The 19,466-nt window shown below is 65.6% G+C and carries 17 protein-coding genes; 6 read left to right on the top strand and 11 right to left on the bottom strand.

All coding sequences use genetic code 11. The features are described from left to right. Window positions 1–43: 43 nt before the first annotated feature. Together CXZ10_RS16325 and CXZ10_RS16320 are read right to left on the bottom strand one after the other, a co-directional pair. A complete protein-coding gene (locus CXZ10_RS16325; protein WP_101290426.1) occupies window positions 44–355 on the bottom strand; it encodes a hypothetical protein in 312 nt (103 codons plus the stop codon). A 106-nt stretch (window positions 356–461) separates the two neighbouring features. Then, on the bottom strand, window positions 462–1,343 hold the full coding sequence (locus CXZ10_RS16320; protein ID WP_244617133.1) for a YihY/virulence factor BrkB family protein: 882 nt from the start codon (window positions 1,341–1,343) through the stop codon (window positions 462–464). Window positions 1,344–1,486: 143 nt separating this feature from the next. Between CXZ10_RS16320 and CXZ10_RS16315 the strand changes: the two genes are divergently transcribed. Beyond that, window positions 1,487–2,314, top strand: coding sequence for an inositol monophosphatase family protein (locus CXZ10_RS16315; protein ID WP_180336038.1), 828 nt, complete (start codon window positions 1,487–1,489; stop codon window positions 2,312–2,314). A gap of 74 nt (window positions 2,315–2,388) precedes the next feature. Here CXZ10_RS16315 and pyc read toward each other — a convergent pair whose 3' ends face one another. The 5 genes from pyc to CXZ10_RS16290 all read right to left on the bottom strand — a co-directional run bounded on the left by pyc (window position 2,389) and on the right by CXZ10_RS16290 (window position 11,427). Further along, window positions 2,389–5,829 (bottom strand): pyruvate carboxylase, encoded by a 3,441-nt coding sequence (gene pyc, locus CXZ10_RS16310; RefSeq protein ID WP_101290570.1) that lies wholly within the window; start codon window positions 5,827–5,829, stop codon window positions 2,389–2,391. Window positions 5,830–6,106: 277 nt separating this feature from the next. Continuing rightward, the gene (gene mdoH, locus CXZ10_RS16305) at window positions 6,107–8,290 is read right to left on the bottom strand and encodes a glucans biosynthesis glucosyltransferase MdoH (RefSeq protein WP_101290424.1); all 2,184 of its coding nucleotides are present in this window, start codon (window positions 8,288–8,290) and stop codon (window positions 6,107–6,109) included. Beyond that, the gene (locus CXZ10_RS16300) at window positions 8,278–9,837 is read right to left on the bottom strand and encodes an OpgD/OpgG family glucan biosynthesis protein (protein ID WP_210199948.1); all 1,560 of its coding nucleotides are present in this window, start codon (window positions 9,835–9,837) and stop codon (window positions 8,278–8,280) included. The genes mdoH and CXZ10_RS16300 overlap by 13 nt, the downstream gene beginning before the upstream one ends. A gap of 219 nt (window positions 9,838–10,056) precedes the next feature. Beyond that, window positions 10,057–10,848: a DeoR/GlpR family DNA-binding transcription regulator gene (locus CXZ10_RS16295; protein WP_101290422.1), complete on the bottom strand. Its 792-nt coding sequence runs from the start codon at window positions 10,846–10,848 to the stop codon at window positions 10,057–10,059. A gap of 54 nt (window positions 10,849–10,902) precedes the next feature. Further along, on the bottom strand, window positions 10,903–11,427 hold the full coding sequence (locus tag CXZ10_RS16290) for a peptide deformylase (RefSeq protein WP_101290421.1): 525 nt from the start codon (window positions 11,425–11,427) through the stop codon (window positions 10,903–10,905). A gap of 314 nt (window positions 11,428–11,741) precedes the next feature. On the opposite strand from CXZ10_RS16290, the gene CXZ10_RS16285 reads away from it, so the two are divergent. From CXZ10_RS16285 to acs, 5 genes are all read left to right on the top strand, one after another. Then, on the top strand, window positions 11,742–12,065 hold the full coding sequence (locus tag CXZ10_RS16285; protein WP_101290420.1) for a hypothetical protein: 324 nt from the start codon (window positions 11,742–11,744) through the stop codon (window positions 12,063–12,065). A 250-nt stretch (window positions 12,066–12,315) separates the two neighbouring features. Continuing rightward, a complete protein-coding gene (locus CXZ10_RS16280) occupies window positions 12,316–12,600 on the top strand; it encodes a YciI family protein (RefSeq protein ID WP_101290419.1) in 285 nt (94 codons plus the stop codon). 31 nt (window positions 12,601–12,631) lie between these two features. Next, window positions 12,632–13,045 carry an EVE domain-containing protein gene (locus tag CXZ10_RS16275; protein WP_101290418.1) on the top strand — a complete coding sequence of 138 codons (414 nt, stop codon included), beginning with the start codon at window positions 12,632–12,634 and terminating at the stop codon, window positions 13,043–13,045. Beyond that, on the top strand, window positions 13,042–13,695 hold the full coding sequence (locus CXZ10_RS16270) for a class I SAM-dependent methyltransferase (RefSeq protein ID WP_180336037.1): 654 nt from the start codon (window positions 13,042–13,044) through the stop codon (window positions 13,693–13,695). The genes CXZ10_RS16275 and CXZ10_RS16270 overlap by 4 nt, the downstream gene beginning before the upstream one ends. A gap of 122 nt (window positions 13,696–13,817) precedes the next feature. Further along, window positions 13,818–15,761, top strand: a complete 1,944-nt coding sequence (gene acs, locus CXZ10_RS16265; protein WP_101290416.1) for an acetate--CoA ligase — start codon at window positions 13,818–13,820, stop codon at window positions 15,759–15,761. 60 nt (window positions 15,762–15,821) lie between these two features. Here the strand turns inward: acs and mbfA are convergent, their stop codons facing one another. From mbfA to CXZ10_RS16245, 4 genes are read right to left on the bottom strand one after another with little or no spacing between them, the layout of a single operon-like run. Next, on the bottom strand, window positions 15,822–16,799 hold the full coding sequence (gene mbfA / locus CXZ10_RS16260; RefSeq protein ID WP_101290415.1) for an iron exporter MbfA: 978 nt from the start codon (window positions 16,797–16,799) through the stop codon (window positions 15,822–15,824). A gap of 7 nt (window positions 16,800–16,806) precedes the next feature. Beyond that, entirely contained in the window at window positions 16,807–18,219 is a 1,413-nt protein-coding gene (locus CXZ10_RS16255) for a sensor histidine kinase (RefSeq protein ID WP_101290414.1), read from the bottom strand. After that, the gene (locus CXZ10_RS16250; RefSeq protein ID WP_101290413.1) at window positions 18,216–18,917 is read right to left on the bottom strand and encodes a response regulator transcription factor; all 702 of its coding nucleotides are present in this window, start codon (window positions 18,915–18,917) and stop codon (window positions 18,216–18,218) included. Before CXZ10_RS16250 ends, CXZ10_RS16255 begins: the two co-directional genes overlap by 4 nt. Further along, entirely contained in the window at window positions 18,917–19,462 is a 546-nt protein-coding gene (locus tag CXZ10_RS16245) for a cytochrome b/b6 domain-containing protein (RefSeq protein ID WP_101290412.1), read from the bottom strand. Before CXZ10_RS16245 ends, CXZ10_RS16250 begins: the two co-directional genes overlap by 1 nt. Window positions 19,463–19,466: the final 4 nt, after the last annotated feature.

Raw genomic sequence — 19,466 nt, 5'->3', positions numbered from 1 at the left:
ATTCGCGCTGTTGCGGACGCGACAACTTCCACCGAAGCCGGCCTCATTCCTCCTCGTCGTCGAACTGGTCGATGTCGACGAGGAACATGATGTTGGCACCCTCCTCGTCGAACTCGTCGTCGGCATCGGCCTCCATGTCGTCTTCGATATCCTCGATCTCGCTGAAGGCGTCGATCTCGTCTTCGGTGGCGGGGCGGATGACGAAGGGCGAAGCGCCGTCCCAGACCGGGGAGCCGGCGCTCGTGAAGCCGCGGATGTCGTCGAGGAAGTCCTCGCTCTCGAAGATCTCGCGCGCTTCCGCCTCGTCGGCGTCGGTGGTGGCGATCGCGATGCCGGCGATTTCGAGCGTGTACATGGCTGTCTCCTATTGTCCGGACGGAACGACCGGAGATGATCCGGCGTCGTGGTTAGCGGAGCGTCGGCCTGTCGCTGAGCGACGGCGCCGCAGCCTACGGCTTCCATCATGGCTCGGGGGATGTCAATGGTTCGTCCGACGAACCGACCTCGGCGCGGCGACGCCGACGCTCGACGAGCGCGGCATTCAGCGTCGCGCCATACAAGAGAATGAGGGCCATCAGGTAGAGGAAGACGATCGCCGTCATGACGCCGGCAAGGCCGGCATATGTCGATGCGTAGTTGGCAAAATCGGCAAGATAGAGCGAGAAGCCGTAGGCCCCGGCGATCCAGGCCCCCAGCGTCAGCCCGACGCCCGGCAGGATATCGGTGATGCCCCGGCGGCCGGCCGGCAGCCAGAGATGCGCTGCCAGAAGGCCGCCGCCGGCGACCAGCAGCGTCAGCCCAAAGCGCAGCAGCGTCAGCGGCCAGGCGAAATCCTCGATTGCCGGCACCAGATGAATGAGCGCCTTCCACGCCACCGGCGCCAGCACCACCAGAAAAGCGATGGTGAGGAAGGTGATCGTGCCCAACACCACGAAGCCGATGCTCTCCAACCTCAGCCAGACGAAATTGCGGTTCTCGACCATGCCATAGGCACGATTGAGGCCGACCCGCATCGCCTCGACTCCCGATGAGGCGAACCACAAGGCCAGCGCCACGCCGATCGTCAGCACATCGCCGCGCGGCACCAGCAGCACATTCTTCACCTCGCCAGCGATGGGTCCGGCAATGCTGGCCGGCACACTCTCAAAGATCAGCGCCACCACGGTCGCCGACAGGGCGCTGAGATCGAAGAAGGCAGCGATGGCGGTCAGGAAGATCAGAAACGGAAAGAGCGCCATCAAGGAGGATAGCGCCACGTGCGAGGCGATCGCCCAGCCGTCGGTGGCGTTGAAGGTCAGGGCGGCCCGCCAGAACGGGCCGATGAGGCGTCCGAGAACCCGCACGGCGTTTCTCCCTAAGTCCCTTCCCGTTTTCCCTGATGAAGGTGGGCGAAACGGAACGAAATGCAAGAGCGCGCGGCGGCTCGCCGTCTTGCTCCCGTCGTCCTTTGGGTGCATTCCATGCGGCGCATCATCCGGAGTTCACAATGACCGTCACCCGTCAGGACATCGATTTCCTCGTCGCCACCGCCCGGGCAGCGGCGGAGACCGAGATCATGCCGCATTTTTCCAATCTGGCCGCCGCCGACATCAAGATCAAGGCGCACGCCTCCGACTTCGTCACCGTCGCCGACGTCGCGTCCGAAGCGCTGATCGAGAAGCGGGTCCGTGCGGCCTGGGGCGGTGATTTCCTGTTCATCGGCGAGGAAGTCATGGAGCGGGAGCCGACACTGATCGACCATCTGATGGAGGCGCCGCGCGCCATCGTCGTCGATCCGATCGACGGGACCTTCAACTACGCCAACGGCGTTCCCGCCTTCGCGGTGATCATCTCCGTCATCGAGCATGGCGAGGTGAAGGGCGGCGTCATTTACGACCCCGTTCGCGGCGATGCCGCCTGCGCGATCGCCGGCGGCGGCGCTTTCCTCACCGGCAACGGCCGACCGGACCGTCCGCTCCGGGTGGCGCCGGCCGCGCCGCTCCCCGACATGCAAGGCTGCGCCGGCTGGTATTACGCCTCCCCTGAGGAACGCAATCGGTTGCTCGGCGGCTTCGGCCGCACCTGGGGCATCATGAACTACCGCTGTGGCGGACAGGAGATGCGGCTGCTCTTCGATGGCCGCATTCACTTTTGCTATTACCACAAGCTGTCGCCCTGGGATCATGCTGCCGGTTGGCTGATCCACCGAGAGGCCGGCGGTCATTCGGCGCTGCTCGACGGCTCGCCCTACCGCCCAGATCTCAGGGCCGGCGGCCTCCTGATGACGCCGGATGAAAAGAGCTGGAACGAGCTCGCGGCAGCGCTCCGGGGTTGACTCAGCTGACCATATGAAACGGCCGGCTTTCGCCGGCCGCGTCGTCCGTTCTCAAATGTCGGCCATGCCGGCCGTCAGGCGCCGAGCACGATCAGCAGATCCTTGGCGTCGATCTGGGCGCCGGCGGCAACGAGGACCTCTGTGACGGTGCCATCGCGCTCGGCGTGGATGGACGTCTCCATCTTCATCGCCTCGATGGAGAGCAGCACGTCGCCGGCCTTCACCGCCTGGCCCGGCTTCACCGCCAATGTCGAGACGACGCCCGGCATCGGTGCCGCCACATGGCCCGGATCGCCGGCATCGGCCTTGCGGCGCTGCGCCTGCACCGAAGCGGCGCTTGAGCGATCGGGGACGCGCACCATGCGCGGCTGGCCGTTGAGCTCGAAGAACACCCGCACCATGCCTTCGTTGTCAGGCTCGCCAATCGCCTGACAGATCAGCACCAGCGACTTGCCGCGTTCGAGCTCGATGTTCAGCTCGTCTCCGGCCTGCATGCCGTAGAAGTAGACTGGCGTCGGCAGAACCGAGGTCGGCCCATAGGTCTCCTGCGACTTGGCAAAGTCGAGGAACACCTTGGGATACATGAGGTAGCTGGCGAGATCCTGATCGGTCGGCGTCCAGGACAGCTTCTCGGCCAGTTCGGCGCGCGTCGCCTCCAGATCAACCGGCGGGATCAGCGAGCCCGGCGGTACGGTGATCGGTTCGGCTCCCTTCAGGATCTTGGCCTGAAGCTCCTTCGGCCAGCCGCCGGGCGGCTGCCCAAGGTCGCCGTGGAACATCTCGACCACCGAGTCGGGGAAGGCGACGTCCTTTTCCGGGTCGAGCACCTCGGCCGGCGTCAGCGACGAAGAGACCATCAAAAGCGCCATGTCGCCCACCACCTTGGACGACGGCGTCACCTTGACGATGTCGCCGAACATGCGGTTGACGTCGGCATACATCTTCGCCACGTCGTGCCAGCGCGTTTCGAGGCCGAGGGCACGCGCCTGCTCCTTGAGGTTGGTGAACTGGCCGCCCGGCATCTCGTGGAGATAGACCTCCGACGCCGGCCCCTTCAGGTCGTTCTCGAAGGCAGCGTATTTGTGACGCACCGCCTCCCAATAGAAGGAGATGCGGCGGATGGCCTGCTGGTCGAGGCCGGTCGGCCGCGGGCCGCCTTCGAGCGCCGCCACGATCGAGCCGAGGCAGGGCTGCGATGTGTTGCCGGAGAAGGCGTCCATGGCGGCATCGATGATGTCGACACCCTCATCCACCGCCGCCAGCACCGACGCGGCGGCGATGCCCGACGTGTCATGGGTGTGGAAGTGGATCGGCAGATCGGTGGCCTCGCGCATCGCCCGGAACAGCACGCGGGCCGCCGCCGGCTTGAGCAGGCCGGCCATGTCCTTGATGGCGATGATGTGGGCGCCGGCATGCTCAAGCTCGCGCGTCATGCCGACATAATACTTGAGGTCATACTTGGCACGGTCCGGGTCGAGGATGTCGCCGGTGTAGCAGATGGCCGCCTCGAGCACCTTGCCCTGGTCGAGCACGGCGTCCATGGAGACGCGCATGTTGTCGATCCAGTTGAGGCAGTCGAACACGCGGAACACGTCGACGCCACTGGCGGCCGCCTGCTGCACGAAATGGCGGACGACGTTGTCGGGGTAGTTCTTGTAGCCGACGCCGTTCGAGCCGCGCAGCAGCATCTGCATCAGGATGTTGGGCGCCTTGTCGCGGATCTTGGCGAGGCGCTCCCACGGGTCCTCGGTCAGGAAGCGCATGGCAACGTCGAAGGTGGCCCCGCCCCAGCACTCCAGACTGAAAAGGCCCGGCAGGCCACGGGCATAGGCCTCGGCGATGTTGGCCATGTCATGGGTGCGCATGCGGGTCGCCAGCAGCGACTGGTGGCCGTCGCGCATGGTAGTGTCGCTGACCAGAACGTTGGTCTGCTCGCGGATCCACTTGGCGAGCGCCTCCGGCCCGCGCGAGGCGAGAAGGTCACGCGTGCCCGGAGTGATGCCGCCGGAGAAGGTCGGCACCACCGGCTTCGGCCCTTCGCCCGGCCTCGGACGGTTGCGGGTTTCCGGATGACCGTTGACGGTGACGTCGGCGATGTAGGTCAGGAGCTTGGTCGCCCGGTCCTTGCGCTTGACCAGCTGGAACAGTTCCGGCGTTTCGTCGATGAAACGGGTGGTGTAGCGGTTCTGCTGAAACTTCGGGTGCGAGATGATGCTCTCGAGGAAGGTCAGGTTGGTGGCGACGCCACGGATGCGGAACTCGCGCAGCGCCCGCATCATGCGATTGATGGCCTCGATCGGTGTCGGCGCCCAGGCGGTGACCTTTTCCAGCAGCGGATCGTAGAAGCGGGTGATCACCGCGCCCGCATAGGCCGTGCCGCCGTCAAGGCGGATGCCGAAGCCGGTGGCGCCGCGATAGGCGGTGATGCGGCCGTAGTCCGGGATGAAGTTCTGCTCGGGATCCTCGGTGGTGACGCGGCACTGCAGCGCATGGCCGTGCAGCCGGATCTCCTCCTGCACCGGCACGCCGGATTCGGGCGAACCGATCTTGGCGCCCTCGAGAATGCGGATCTGGGCGCGCACCACGTCGATGCCGGTCACCTCCTCGGTGACGGTATGTTCCACCTGGATGCGCGGGTTGACCTCGATGAAGTAGAAGGCGCCGCTATCGGCATCCATCAGGAACTCGACCGTGCCGGCGCTGTAATAGTTGGCGGCCTTGGCGATGGTGACGCCATAGCCGGTGATCTCCTCGCGCTGGGCGTCGGTGAGATAGGGCGCCGGCGCCCGCTCCACCACCTTCTGATGGCGCCGCTGCACCGAGCAGTCGCGCTCGAAGAGGTGGACGATGTTGCCATGGGTGTCGCCGAGGATCTGCACCTCGACGTGACGAGCCCGCTCAACCAGCTTCTCGAGATAGACCTCGTCCTTGCCGAAGGCGGCCATCGCCTCGCGCTTGGCGGTCACCACCTCGCGCAGCAGCGTCGCCTCATCGCGAATGACGCGCATGCCGCGGCCGCCGCCGCCCCAGGACGCCTTCAGCATCACCGGATAGCCGATGCGCTTGGCTTCGGCCTTCACTACCTCCATGTCGTCGGGCAGCGGGTCGGTGGCGGGCATCACCGGCACGCCCGCCTCGATGGCGAGGTTGCGCGCCGCCACCTTGTTGCCGAGCTGGCGCATGGTTTCCGGTGACGGGCCGATGAAGGTGATGCCGGCGTCGCGGCAGGCCTCGGCGAACTCGGGGCTCTCCGACAGCAGGCCATAGCCGGGGTGGATGGCGTCGGCCTTCGATTCCTTGGCGACCCGCAGAATCTCGGGAATGCTGAGATAGGCTTCGATCGGCCCGAGACCGGCGCCAATCTGGTAGGCCTCGTCGGCTTTGAAGCGGTGCAGCGCCAGCCGGTCTTCCTCGGCGAAGACGGCCACCGTCTTCAGCCCGAGCTCGTTGGCAGCGCGAAACACGCGAATGGCGATTTCAGATCGGTTGGCGACAAGCACCTTGGTGATCGGCACGGCAAGCTCCATACGGGAAACTACTTTGGTGGTTCCCTAGCAGGCTTGACGGCTAATGTCATATCCCAGCGAGGCTTTTCGCCCTCGTCCTTTGGGAGAAGGAGCAAGGTCGCGGCCGGGCGTCAAGAGATCGAACCGATTTAGATTTGTGAGATGTGACCGAGACTTACGGACACACCTACCCGCCGCCTCAGTCGCAGACGGAATAGGCCATGCACAACATGCATGGCGGCCTCATCCGGTGTGCATGGCGGTGGCGAAGCTCGCCGACACGAGGTCAGGCAGACCGCGCCGCAGCCTTTGCCGCCGCCTGGCGGTTGAGAGGCTTCTGGGCCAGCGCATCGAGAATGCGAGGCGTGGCGATCAGCGTCGCCCGCTCCTTGGCATCAAGGAAGCCGACGCCCTCTTCGATGGTCTCGGCTTCGCCGACCTTGGCCAGGGCCAGGGCCGACACCGGGTCGACGCGCCCCGGCGGGCGCGGCGCCATGCGGTCGACCAACGCCAGATGCTGCATCAGAAGCTCTGGATCGGAGACGATCTCGACCAGACTTGGTGCGTCGGCCACAGCCTCCACATAGGCCGGCCGGGCTTCGTCCATGCGCCCCTGGATGCCCGGACGAAGACGCTCCTCCGGAATCCTCAGAAGACCTAGCCACTTCACGAAGCGGCCGACGGCGTTGGAGCCGGTGAGACCGGAGATCGGCACGGCGAAGACCATGCCGAGGATGGCCGGCGAAAGCCAGGCGAACAGCACCCAGCTGTCGGCGATCGCCGCCCAGGCCAGGGCGAGGCCGGCCAGCACGTGCCAGCGGTGGCGGACGATCAGGTCGCCGATCGGCAGGCCGCCGTCGTCGCGCCGCTGCGGCTTCCAGCCGGCGTCACGGTGCAGCACGATCTCGGTGACGGCGCCGGTCTGGATCAGCATCATGATCGGCGCGACCAGAGCCGACACCACCACCTCGAAAAGGAAAGACAGAACGAGGCCGAGGAAGCCGCCGGCCGCCTTGCGGTCGCGCGAATTGAAGAAGAAGGCAAGAAGGCCGAGCACCTTGGGCAGGAACAGCACGCCCATGGTCAGCGCAAACAGGGCCAAGGCGCGCTCGGCGTCGATGCGCGGCCAGGACGGGAACAGTTGGAACTCGTCCTTGAAATACTCCGGGCGAATGTAGTGGGCCTGCAGCGTCAGTGCGAGACCGGAGAGGATCAGGAGCAGCCACAAGGGCGAGGCTAGGTAGCTCATGATGCCGGTGAGGATGTGCGAGCGCGATACCCAGTGCAGGCCCCGTCCCCCGATCACCTTCAGATGCTGAAGGTTGCCCTGACACCAGCGGCGGTCGCGGACGGCAAGGTCGACCAGCGACGGCGGGCTTTCCTCGTAGGACCCGGAAAGATCGTCCGCGATGATGACGTTCCAGCCGGCACGCCGGATCAGCGCCGCCTCGACGAAGTCGTGGCTCATGATGTGGCCGCCGAACGGCGGCTTGCCGGAGAGCTCGGGCAGGCCGGCCGAAGTCAGGAAGGCTTCGGTGCGGATGATCGCGTTGTGGCCCCAGAAGTTGCCTTCCTTCTGCACCCACCAGGAAAGGCCGGTGCCGACCACCGGTCCGTAGACGCGGCCGGCGAACTGCTGCAGCCGGGCCATCACCGTCGTGCCGTTGACCAGCGTCGGAATGGTCTGGATGAGGCCGGCGTCGGGGTCGGCTTCCATCCGGCGCGCCAACTCCACGATGGTTCGCCCTTCCATCAGGCTGTCGGCATCGAGCACCAGGAGATGGTCATAGGCGCTGGCCCAGCGCTTGCAGAAATCGGCGACGTTGCCGGCCTTCTTTGCGGTGTTGTTGCGACGGCGCCGATAATAGATGCGGGTGAAGCCGCCGATGCGGTCGCGGGCGGTGAGCAGCGCCGCCTCTTCCTGAAGCACCACCTCGGGATCGGTGGTGTCGGCCAGCACGAACCAGTCGAAGGCGTGGCTCTGGCCGAGCGACTCCACGTCACGGGCCATCGCCTCGATGGCGGCGAAGATGCGCGAAGGATCCTCGTTGTAGGTCGGCATCAGCATCGCCGTGCGCTTGCGCAACGGCTCGTCCGACCAGGGTGCCGGCCGGCCAAAACGTCGGCTGACCAGCTTGAGGAAGCCGAACACGGAAGCCACCGAGGACAGGGCGATCCAGGCGAAGGTCACGGTGAACAGGACGAGCACGACACGCTCGACCGACGTGAGATCGCCGAGCGCCATCACCGCATACATCTCGTTGAAGGCATAGCCGAGCAAGGCGGCCGTGCCGCCGATCACCGCGAAGCGCTTGACGAAGGACGACCGGCTGTCGGGATTGACCAGCCGGCGTCGGTCCTTGCGCCGGAACCGCTTGAGATCCTGGGCAGGCATGTCGGCGGGATGCTCGGGCGGCATGCCCGGCGCGTATCGCCCGCTGACGGCGACATCGCGAACTATGCTGTCCATCGGAAGGCCCAGGTCTCGGCCGTCTGACCCGCTTCAAAGGCAAGCGCCGCCGTCAACTCGATCAGGGTCTCGTTCTGCGGATCGAGCTCGAAACTGAGGCGCATGCCGCCCGTCTCGGGATTGGCGGCGACGACGACATTCTTCACCGTGCCCTTGGACGCCTGCACCGACGCCTTGGCAACGCCGAGCTTGGCCGGGTCCACGCCGCCGAAGAAACCGTAGTCGATGACGAACAGGCGCACCGGGGTCGGCCCGCCGATGCCCGCCCTGCCCGACCGGGTGGCGGTAACGTAGGCGGCACCGGCTTCGAGGCCCGGATCGCCGCCCCAGAACAATCGATAGGCGAAGAAGAACTCCGTGCCGGCCGGAATCTTGTCCTGCGGCGCCCAGTAGGCGACGATGTTGTCGTGGATCTCCGAGTTGGTCGGGATTTCAACCAACGTCACCGCACCGGCGCCCCAGTCGCCGACCGGCTCGATCCACAGCGACGGCCGCTTCTGGTAGGCGGCCTCGAGATCCTGGTAGGACGCGAAGCTGCGGTCGCGCTGGATGAGGCCGAACCCACGCGGACTGCGGTCCTGGAAGGCCGAGATCTGCAGTTCCTTCGGGTTGGCAAGCGGGCGCCACCAGCGGTCGCCACGACCGGTGACCATCAGCAGGCCATCGGAATCGTGGACTTCCGGCCGGAAGTCGTCGATGTCGGTACGGCCATTGGCCGAGAAGAAAAACATCGAGGTGCCCGGCGCGAGACCGACCTTCTCGAGGTCGGCGCGCGGGAAGAGTTGCGCTTCGACGTCGATGGTGGTCGGCAGGCCCGGCCGGATGGTGAAGCGATAGGCGCCCGACACCGAGGGGCTGTCGAGCAGCGCATTGACGACGCAGGTATCCGAACCGGCGGCCGGGGTCTCCACCCAGAAGGCACGGAACAGCGGGAACTCCTCGCCCTCGGGGTCGGCGGTCTTCAGAGCGAGGCCGCGTGCCGACAGGCCGTAGACCTGATCCTTGCCGAGCGAACGGAAATAGCTGGCGCCCTGGAAAACCAGCACCTCGTCGAACACGTCGGGCTTGTTGACCGGCGAATGCAGCCGGAAGCCGGAGAACCCGATGTCCTCGGCCGGTATAGGCTGCGGCACCAACGGCCCATAGTTGAAGAGATTCGGATCGTAGGGAACGTGGGTCGCCTGGCCATTTTCGACCAGCGCCATCTCCACCGGTTCCTTGAAATAGGAGCCGCGATGGAAGAGCTGCATCTGGTAGGGCAGCCCCTTGTCGGCCCAGATGGCCGTCTCGGGACGGAAGCGGATGTCGCGATACTGATCGTAGGTCAGGCTCTCGAGAATGGGCGGCAGGCTGGTATCCGGCGCCTCGTAGGGCTTCTTGGAGAGGGCGCGGGCGATCTCGGCCACTGTCGAGCGGGTGAACGGCCCGGTGATGGCGAACTGATGCTGCTGTGTCGCCGCCCGTGCCGCGGCCGGCACGCCAGTCGCAACCATGACGGCACCGACCGCCGTCAGCGCCCGGGTCAGAAAATCACGGCGATCAATCATGGGATTCCCGTCAGAAAGGTCCACAGCGGCTCCACTCGTCATTCACTTGGGCGCGGGAACGACAGACGAAACACAAAGTTCCCGTTGCACCGCCGCGATGCGGTGCCGGCTCGTCCGAAGTCCCGAAAATGCCCTCTTACCCCGTTGGATTCCAACATGTCATGTGGATACCAGACCGACACGATGGTGCATAGAAGCTTACGCCGACGGGCATGGAAATTATACAGCTGCGCCCGCATGTCCGCCATGAGCGGAAGCGGTCTCGATGAGTTCCACCTCCGCCTCCGCGCACAAGCGCCGCACGCTTTCCCGCGGGCAGCGATCGGTGACGAACACGTCCGCCTGGGCGACCGAACCGATCCTGACCGGCGCCGTGCGCTCGAACTTGGTTTCGTCGGCAACGAGGATGACCCGGCGGGCATTGGCAATGATCGCCTGCGCCACCTTCACCTCGCGAAAATCGTAATCGAACAGCGCCCCGTCCTCGTCGATCGCCGAGGTCCCGACGATGGCAAAATCAACCTTGAACTGGCGGATGAAGTCCACCGCCGCCTCGCCGATAATGCCGCCGTCGGCGTGGCGCACCTGACCACCGGCAATCACCACGTCGATGCCTGAATAGGCGCGCATCAGGTTGGCGACGTTGATGTTGTTGGTGATGACCATCAGCCCCGAGTGCTGGAGAAGCGCCTGCGCCACAGCCTCTGTGGTGGTGCCGATGTTGATGAACAGCGAGGCGTCGTTGGGGATAAGGGCGGCAGCGGCCTCGCCGATCGCCCGCTTCTCGGCGGCGGCGATCTGGCGCCGCGCCTCGTAGCCGACGTTCTTCACCGTTGAGGCCAGCACCGCTCCTCCATGCACCCGGGCGAGAAGCCGACGGTCGCAGAGCTCGTTGAGATCCTTGCGGATGGTCTGCGGCGACACTTCGAAGCGGGTCGCAAGGTCGTCGACCAGGACGCGGCCGACCTCGCGGGCAAGGTCCAGGATGGCGTGTTGGCGATCGATCAGCATGGCTCTCTCGGAACAATGGTTCGCGGGCGCAGTCTAGCGACGAATGGGGAAATCTCACGGCGATAAAATGGCGGAGGATACGGATCGGCCAGCAAGTTTCTGATAGCGCTTGATGAGCCGCTCCCTTTTGAGGCGCGACAGCCGGTCGATCCAGAAGATGCCGTCAAGCTGGTCGATCTCATGCTGAAGCACCGCAGCATGGAAACCTTCTGCCTCCTCGGCGCCCTCGAGGCCGTCGAGGTTGAAGTAGGCGACGCGCACCATTCTCGGTCGCTCGACCTCGGCGCTGACGCCGGGCATCGACACCGAGCCTTCCTCGTTGACCATGGTCTCAGCCGAAACCCACTCGACCTTCGGATTGACGTAGACACGGATGGACGCGTCGGTCGAGGACCGCGCTGCCACCACCCGCCGGAGCACGCCGAGATGCGGCGCAGCCAACCCGATGGCTGGCGCCCCTTCCACGGCGGCGACCAGAGCGGCGGCAAGCGCGGCGAGCCCGTCATCGAAATCCATCACCGGCTCGGCAACCATGCGAAGCCGCGGATCGGGGTATGCCAGAAGGCTCGGGGGCTTCATGGACGGAAATCTCCGAACAGCGTCAACAAGGTGTTACCATCGCCGAGCGGGGGAAATTCATACGTAGTAATATTTAATCGGGGTGAATTATTCACATTTCCTAACGCTCGTTCACTGCGAAAAGCTCGGAGAGCCGCCATTTCCTCCAAGTTACTGTAAACCCGCCTCCATCATGGTGAATGGCCCGTAAACGAGGTTGTTCGGCGGGTTAACGAAAGCCTTCCGGAAAGGAAAAAATTGCCGCTGATCTCGGAACGAGGCTTTCAATCCGCCCTGTTAGAAAGCAGGCAATCGCGTTCCGGAGTTCCTGCATTATGAAACGCCTTCTCGTCGCCGCGGCAGTCGCTTCCCTCCTTGTCGCCGCTTCCTCAACCGGTGCCTCCGCCTTCGGCATGAACGTTCCGAAATCAGTCGTGATGGCCGCCGTATCGGCGCCGACCGTCAGCTCCACCGAACGCACCTTCGTCTTCCCGCCGCTCACCTTCCTCTCGGCGGCCGGCGACTATGCCGCCCGGGTCCGCTCCGAGGTGATCGACGTCTTTGCTCCCGGCATCTTCAGCGGCATCGGCGCCGCCTACCACCGCGCCCTCGGCATGCCCGCCCCCACGTCTGCCGTGCCGGAACTCGTCGCCATCTGACACCGTGGTTCGGCCGCCAGAACGCGGGCAGCCGAAAGCAGCATCGGGCTTTCCAACACTCCGTCTCGCAAATGACCCCGACGGTCCGTTCCGTCGGGGTCTTTTGTCTCTTGCGCCCCCGGTTCACGACTGCGCGCCTCTGCGCAACGGACCTGGGGCTTCAACGCAGGTCGTTCGATCGAACGGTTCCATCCGGCTGTGAAATGCTCTAGGGTCCGCCTCATTCCATCGTCCGCATTCGAGGCGAACCATGCATTATGTCGTCAGTTGCATCGACAAGGTCGGGCATCTGCCCGTTCGGCAGGCCAACCGCACCGCCCATCTCGACTATGTCAAGGCCAATGCCGACACCATCCTGGTCGGCGGTCCCTATCTCGATGAAGCCGGCAACATGATTGGTTCGCTGCTCATCACCGAAGCGGTCGACCTCAAGACGCTGCAGACCGTGCTCGCCGAGGACCCCTACGCTCGCGCCGGCCTGTTCGAGAGCGTCGACATCAAGCCGTGGAAATGGGTGATCGGCGCGCCAGGCTGATCTCGCCGACACGCCGCAACAGGGAGCGCCCATGGCCCACTGGCTGTTCAAGTCCGAACCCTTCAAGTTCTCCTTCACCGACCTCAAGGCAAAAGGCGCCACCGGCGCCGAATGGGATGGTGTGCGCAACTATCAGGCCCGCAACAACATGCGGGCGATGCAGCTGGGCGACCAGGGCTTTTTCTACCACTCCAATGAGGGCCTCGCCGTCGTCGGCATCTGCGAGGTGATTGCCCTTTCCCATCCCGACAGCACCACCGATGACCCGCGCTGGGACTGCGTCGACGTCCGGGCGGTCCGGGACATCAAGCGTCCGGTCACGCTCGCCGAAATCAAGGCCGAGCCGTCGCTCTCCAAGATGAGTCTCGTCACCTCGATGCGTCTTTCGGTTCAGCCGGTGACCGATGAGGAATGGGAAACCGTTCTCGCCATGGCCGAACGGTGAGCGCGCTTTCCCGCGAGAGCGCTTTCGTCCTGCGGGAAACACGCCTGCAAGTGCCGCCGCTCGTGCCCGAGATAAGCTTGCGGCTCGCCGACGAGGCGATGGATCTTTGGCAGGCGACCGAGGCGGATCTCGGCAAGGCCGGCCTGCCGCCGCCCTTCTGGGCATTCGCCTGGGCCGGCGGCCAGGCCCTCGCCCGCCACGTGCTCGACCATCCGGACATCGTCCGCGATACCCGCGTTCTCGATTTCGCCGCCGGTTCCGGCATCGTTGCTCTCGCGGCCAAGCGCGCCGGCGCCCGCCATGTCGTCGCCGCCGACATCGATCCCTATGCCCGCGCCGCCATCCGGATCAACGCTGCGGATAACGGACTGGAAATCGAAGCGTCGGACACCGACTATCTCGACCTCGGGGCAACCGGCTTCGACGTGGTGCTGGCCGGCGACGTCTTCTACGAACGGCCGATGGCCGCTCGTGTCGAACCCTTCCTGCGCGCGGCGCAAACGCGCGGCGCCGCCGTTCTGTTCGGCGACCCCGGCCGCGCCTATCTTCCGTCCGCCGGCATCGCCCCGCTCGCCAGTTACGACGTGCCGGTGCCGCGCGCGATCGAGGATCGCGACGTCAGGACGACCCGCATCTGGCACTTCATCTGACAGAGGCCGACATCAAGGCGTTCCCAATTAGCCGGGCGGCTAATGGACTTACGTGTTTTGACGGACAATACTGATGCCGATTGGCGTGCGGCCGGGAGGGCCCGACGCGAGGAGGATTTCAGATGTCTGGTGAAGTGTTTGAGGTGCCGGCGGCGCTTGCCGCGTCGGCCTTCATCGACAACGACAAGTATTTGGAGCTTTACAAGCGGTCGATCGAAGATCCCGACGGCTTCTGGGCGTCGATGGCCGGCCGGCTCGATTGGATCAAGCCCTTCACGCGGGTGAAGAACGCCTCCTATGATCCGCACCACGTATCGATCCGCTGGTATGAAGACGGCATCCTCAATGCCGCCTACAACTGCGTCGATCGTCACGCCGACCGCACCCCGGACAAGGTGGCGATCCTCTGGGAGGGCGACGACCCCGCCGAGCAAAGGGCAATCACCTACCGCGAGCTGCAGGAGGAAGTTTGCCGTTTCGCCAACGTGCTGAAGGAAGCCGGCGTTCGGCGTGGCGACCGCGTCACCATCTACCTGCCGATGATCCCGGAAGCCGCCTTCGCCATGCTGGCCGCCGCCCGCATCGGCGCCGTCCATTCGGTGGTATTCGCCGGCTTCTCGCCCGATAGTCTCGCCGGCCGCATCCGCGACGCCGGCAGTTCGCTGGTCATCACCGCCGACGAGGGTATACGCGGCGGCCGCAAGGTGTCGCTCAAGGCCAACGTCGACGCGGCGCTGGAGAAATGTCCCGGCGTGTCCAAGGTCCTGGTGGTGCGCCGCACAGGCAAGGCGGTCGCCATGCAGGACGGACGTGACGTCTACTATGACGACGCGGCCAGGGGCGTTGCCAGCGATTGCCCGGTGTCGCCGATGGGGGCCGAGGATCCGCTGTTCATTCTCTACACATCCGGCTCCACCGGCAGTCCCAAGGGCGTGCTGCACACCACCGGCGGCTATCTCGTCTACGCCTCGCTCACCCATCAATGGGTCTTCGACTGCCACGAGGACGACATCTACTGGTGCACGGCCGACGTCGGCTGGGTGACCGGGCACTCCTACGTGCTCTACGGCCCGCTTGCCAACGGCGCCACGACGCTGATGTTCGAGGGCGTGCCGAGCCATCCCAATCCGTCACGCTTCTGGGAGGTGATCGATCGCCACAAGGTGACGATCTTCTACACCGCCCCCACCGCCATCCGCTCACTGATGGCCCATGGCGAGGAGGCAGTAAAAAGCACGTCCAGGGCGTCACTGCGCATCCTCGGCACGGTCGGCGAGCCAATCAATCCCGAAGCCTGGCTCTGGTATCACCGCGTGGTCGGCGATGGCCGTTGCCCTATCGTCGACACCTGGTGGCAGACGGAGACCGGCGGCATCCTGATCACGCCGCTGCCCGGCGCCACCCGCCTCAAGCCGGGATCGGCGACGCGGCCCTTCTTCGGTGTCGAGCCGGCCATCGTCGATGCACTCGGCAACGTGCTTGAGGGAGCAACCGAGGGCAACCTTGTTCTGCTGTCCAGCTGGCCCGGCCAGATGCGCACCGTCTACGGCGATCACGACCGCTTCGTGCAGACCTATTTCTCCACCTACAAGGGCATGTATTTCACCGGCGACGGCGCCCGCCGCGACGAGGACGGCTACTACTGGATCACCGGCCGCGTCGATGACGTCATCAACGTCGCCGGTCACCGCATGGGCACGGCGGAAGTGGAGAGCGCGCTGGTCGCCCACCCCAAGGTGGCCGAGGCCGCTGTCGTCGGCTATCCACACGACATCAAGGGACAGGGTATCTACGCCTATGTCACGCTGATGGAGGGCGAGACGCCGACCGACACGCTGGCCACCGAACTGACGCAGTGGGTGAGGAAGGAGATCGGTCCCATCGCCTCGCCCGACAAGATCCAGTTCGCGGTGGGCCTGCCGAAGACACGCTCCGGCAAGATCATGCGCCGCATCCTGCGCAAGATCGCCGAGGACGACTTCGGCTCGCTCGGCGACACCTCGACGCTGGCCGATCCCTCGGTGGTGACCGACCTGATCGACCACCGCCAGAACCGGCACGCCTGACAAGAAGAAGGGGCGGCTCGTGCCGCCCCAACGTCTTTCCATGGAGATCCGCGAGACAGGTCAGCCGCCGCCGATCAGAATGCCGGCGGCGAGCACCAGCGCGCCGCCGATGACCACCTGGATCACCGCCCGGAAGAACGGCGTTTCCATGTAGCGGTTCTGGATGCCGGCGATCGCCCACAGCTCGATGAAGACGATCACCAGCGCAATCGCCGTCGCCAGATGGAAATTCGGCACGAGATAGGGCAGCGCATGGCCGAGGCCACCGATCGCCGTCATGATGCCCGAGGCGAGGCCGCGCTTGATCGGCGAGCCGCGGCCGGAGATGACGCCATCATCGTGCGCGGCTTCGGTAAAGCCCATGGAAATGCCGGCACCGACCGAGGCGGCGAGCGCCACCTGGAAGGTCGTCCAGGAGTTCTGCGTCGCAAAGGCGGTGGCGAAGATCGGCGCCAGCGTCGACACCGAGCCGTCCATCAGTCCGGCGAGGCCCGGCTGCACATAGGTGAGGATGAACTGGCGGCGGGCGACCATCGCCTCTTCCTGCTCGTCCGACGGCCCGACGTTTTCCTCGCGAGCAACCTCGGCGCCTTCCATATGGTGGCGCTCCTGCTCGGCGAGATCGCCGAGCAACCGGCGGGCACCGGCATCCGATACCCGCTTGGCAGCCTCCGTGTAGAAGGCGTAAGCCTGCGCCTCCATGCGCGCCGCTTCCTCGCGGATGCGCTCGATGCCGAGATTCTCGACGAGCCACACCGGCTGGCGGGCATAATAGCCAGCCACATGCTCGCGGCGGATCAGCGGGATCACCGGTCCGAACAGACGTTCATGCTCGGCGATCAGGAAGCGCCGGTGGCCATCCTCATCCTTGACCATCTCGTCGAACATTGCCGCCGTCGCCGGATAGTCCTTGCGCAGCTTCTCGGCATAGCTCGCATAGATGCGGGCGTCGTCTTCCTCGCTGGAGATGGCCAGCGCCAGGATTTCCTGTTCGCTGAGGTCGGAAAAGCGGCGGCGGTTGCCAAGTGAGTTGAACATCATTTCCTCATGAACGAACGAAGACGACGCGGGCACTGGTCCCCTCGCCCGGCGCGGACCGGATCGACAGCGTCGCGTCGTGCAGATTGGCGATCCGCTCGACGATGGTCAGCCCGAGACCGAGCGACCCCGACGCCTTCACGCGACCGAACTCTCCCCGCGACTCGCCGGGAACAAAACCTGAGCCATTGTCGGAGACAACGAGACTGCCATCCTCGCCGACCGCCACGACGATGTCGACGCCGCGGCCAGCATGCTTGAGGCTGTTCTCTATCAGATTTCTCACGACGTTCTGTATCAGCGAAGGTACCAATCTCACCGCCACCGGACCGTCGCCCTCATAGGCGCCCTCATAGGCGATGGTGGCGCCCCTGTCGATCACGAGAGGCGCCATGTCGGCCACCACATCCGCGGCAAGAGCGGCGAGGTCGGTCTCGATGAAGGCGGCGTCATCCACGACATCGAGACGGGCAAAGGCCGTCAACTGTTCAAGGATGTGCAACAGGCGCTCGATGTCGGCCTCGGCCCGGCGGGCGCGGGGGTCGGCAATCCGATCGAGTTCGAGGCGCAAGACCGCAAGCGGTGTCCGGATCTCATGGGCGACGGCGGCCGAGAACACCTTCTGCGCCGACATGATCTCAGCCGTGCGGGCAAACAGCCTGTTGATCGCCTCGACGAGACCCGCGATTTCCTGGGGCATGGCGGAGTCGATCGACAAGGGCCTGGGGGACCGCGGATCCAGGGCATCGGCGGCTCGCGCCACCGCAGAAACGGGACGGAGTGCCGCGCCGATCGACAGGATGGTGGCACCGATGGTCAGCGCCAGCATCAACCCCATCGGCACCAGCATGTGATCGATCATCTCGTAGGCGAGGATAGAGCCGAGGAAGTTGCCGGGATCATGCAGGACTGCGACGTCGATGAGCACCCGCTCGCCTTCGATGACGAAGGCGCGGCCGCCGGCGACGCTGAGCGGCTTGCCGGGCTCGATCGCCCGTTGCCAGAAATCGGGCGCGTTGCCCGGCGGAGGCAGGAAATGCTCCTCGCACTCCTCGCCGCAGTTGGAATAGACGGTGCGGCCATCATCGGAGCGGATCCGGACGAAGGTGGCTGGCGGCAGATGGCTGACGGCGGCGCCGTCGTCGTCCCCGTGACCTCCGTCGTCCGCCTCGTCGATGTCGCCCACATAGCGATCGAGCACCGGCGCGTCCGGGTCGAGCGTCAAGGCGCCAGCCACGCGGTGGACGGAGGCAGCGATCGCCTCCGTCTCGCGCTCGACGAGGATCTGACCGAGTTCCTCGTCGTCGAACCAGTAGCGGGCAAAGACCACCGCCACCTGCAGCACCATGGCCAGCAAGGCGAAGGTGAGGATGCGGCGGGCAACCAGCCCCGCCAGTCGCTTGCGGTGATGTCCGCTCATGTCGGCCCCTCGGTGGCGCCGTCCGAGGCGCACTCCCGCATCAGGTAGCCGAGGCCGCGCACCGTGGCGATCTCGACGCCGCTCCCGATCCCCTCAAGCCGCCTGCGCAAGCGGGAGACCGCGAGATCGAGGGCATTGGCCGTGAGTTCGCTGTCATAGTCGGACAACGTCGTCTCCAGCCGGCGGCGCGGCACCAGTCGACCGATGTCGCGCATCAGCGCTTCGCAAAGCGCTCGTTCGCGCGGCGGCAGCGCAATGGTTTCCTCACCGGCCGTCAGAAGAGCCGTGGCCGGATCATAGGCGAGACGGCCGGCAACCAGCACCGGCTGCAACGTCATTGGCGATCGTCGCAGCATGGCTCGGCAGCGGGCCAGAAACTCACGGTGATGGAATGGCTTGACCAGATAGTCGTCGGCGCCGGCGTCGAGGCCGGCTATGCGCTCCTCGACCGTGCCGCGCGCGGTGAGGATCAGCACCGGCGTCGCATCGGCGGCCCGGCGGATGGCGCGCAGGAGATCGAGCCCGTCGCCATCCGGCAAGCCGAGATCGAGCAGGATCAGGTCGAAGTCGGTCGCGGCGATGGCCGCTTCCGCCTCGGCCAATGTGCCGACTGCATCGAGGCGCCAGCCGGCCTCGCGCACGGCCTCGCCGAGCAGGGCGGCGAGGCGGGCACTGTCCTCGACGAGAAGAAGACGCATCAGGCGCGCTTTCTGCCCGTGACCATCGACCAGACCAGATTCTCGCGGTGGCGCAGGCTTTCAACGATGGCGGCGGCCGCATGGACCAGCGCCAACACCATGATGGCGTTGGCAAAGCCCTCGTGCAACTCCTCCAGCCACTCTTCTCCCCAGAAGGCGTCGAGGGTCGTCATCCAGCCGGTCACGCCGACAGCCAGCAGCAGAACCATCAGCGCCAGCATCATCACCGCCGCCGCCGGATTATGCCCGAGATGGCGCGGCTCCTCGCCGCGGAACAGTGCCCTGAGATAGGGAACGAGGCGGGCCGGCGTCGGAAAGAAATCGGAGAAGCGGGCATGGCGGGTGCCGACGAAGCCCCAGACGAGCCGGACCAGCACGGCGCCGATGACCACATAGCCCACGTAGCGATGATAGAGGCGACCGGGTTTCAGGACGAAGAGGTTGAGAACGACGGCGATGACCACCGTCCAGTGAAACAGGCGGACGACCGGATCCCAGACCCGGACCGTCCGCGGCGGGTTGCCGCCGGCGGACGTCTCGGACATGGGA

The organism is Pleomorphomonas diazotrophica (assembly GCF_002844595.1).
Taxonomy (GTDB): Bacteria; Pseudomonadota; Alphaproteobacteria; order Rhizobiales; family Pleomorphomonadaceae; genus Pleomorphomonas; species Pleomorphomonas diazotrophica.
Note: the sequence above shows the minus strand (reverse complement) of the source record. Positions and strands in the feature narration are given on the sequence as shown.